Raw genomic sequence first — 1,476 nt, forward strand, 5'->3', positions numbered from 1 at the left:
GGTCGAAAGACCCAGTGGCACCACTCCGATTCAATTCTGAACTCGGTTGTTAAACGTCCAGTTGCCTAAGATATTTGCCCCGTCACAGCTCGAAAATAGCTTGACCTCTGGAACCACTTTTTAACAAAACATCCTCTCTGTACACATAGGGACTTTGTTGTTTTTGCTGATTGATTTTTAACTGGAAGTTATGGCAACCGCCAAGGCGGTTATGGCGTAAACTGGGGATAGTCTTTTTTTTTTGTTGCGGAACGCTCGCACGACTCCTCCCTAAACCCTATAGCTACGACCTAGGTCAAAAAATCATTCAAGCCATCAAAGCTAGGGCGTCGGTTCAGTATTGGGAGTTGACAAAAAAAGGACTTTATGAAATTAGCCAGTCCATGAGTTCGACTTTATGCCTGGTGTAATTGGCCGAACCTTATCCATTCGAGCAATGACATGAAGATTATGGACAACAGCGACTCGGCGTAGAGAGAAAAGATTTTTCCGCTGTCCAATATAGAGCGAGCACGGTTCCCCTGCCAATGCCCAATATGAGCCAGAGAGTGTTCAACTGTAGTACGTTTTCTTAAGTTTTTTCGACCAATAGCAGTGGATTGACGTGCTCGCAACTCTTGCATTAAGGCTTCATCAGGATGAATTGATACAGTCCGTCCGGCTCTCCTGAACTTATGGTTATAAGTTTATCTAATCAGAAAAGCAAGCTAATACGTGATTCCTAAAATTATTAAAATTAGAAAAACCATACCCTTGTCGCATTATCAACTTAATCCGATTGTTGATTCCTTCCATGACTCCACTTGTGGTGCGATAAAGAAAGTAGTTGCAAATACCCTCAAAATGATTCTCAATTGTTGATGCAGATTCTCTAAAAAATACTTGTGCATGATTTAGCCCTTTTTTGATTTTCTTCTGCCCTTTTTTGACCGTCAAATTAGTCTCATATATTTCTCTAAATTTTTCTTTCATCTCATACGCAATTCTCAAAAATTCTGATTTCCCTAGTGTCAATTCTAATTTATCAATCTGCTCTGGATTCCAATTTACTCGATTACTTAATAATAAATATTTACTTTGCCTATCTGTTATTCCGGCTGCTCTACGTAACTTATTTAAGTCTTTATTAACTACTTTCATTACACGAAAACGAGCAATAATAACTAGGGCCTTTAGGAATACTTGCTCTATAACGAGAGGGAAATCCTCCCCACATATCAACACTCACTTCCTCAACTTGTTCTCGAACCTCAAACGGTTTTTGTGTAAGGACTCAGGTGGTGGGTATTGACAAGTGTGATACTGGAAAGTAGGTAAGGACTGATACCATTTTTTTAAAGATGTGATAGAGATAAAGAATGTAAAATCCAAGACCATCCGGTGAGAAAACCAATGACGCTCGGGCGTGAAAGATGCCAAAATTTCCTTGACTTTTGTGCGGAGTTCGTCAAGATTACTAAACACCGACTTTCGCTA

1 protein-coding gene and 1 pseudogene are annotated in these 1,476 nt (G+C 39.8%); both read right to left on the minus strand.

All coding sequences use genetic code 11. The features are described 5' to 3' along the window. Positions 1-372: 372 nt before the first annotated feature. A pseudogene (locus QUA74_RS29740) lies at positions 373-659 on the minus strand (transposase); the annotation flags it as partial. A gap of 31 nt (positions 660-690) precedes the next feature. After that, positions 691-1,224, minus strand: a complete 534-nt coding sequence (locus QUA74_RS29745; protein ID WP_333336364.1) for a transposase — start codon at positions 1,222-1,224, stop codon at positions 691-693. Between the last annotated feature and the right edge of the window lie 252 nt (positions 1,225-1,476).

The organism is Microcoleus sp. LAD1_D3, assembly GCF_036702135.1.
Taxonomy (GTDB): domain Bacteria; phylum Cyanobacteriota; class Cyanobacteriia; order Cyanobacteriales; family Microcoleaceae; genus Microcoleus.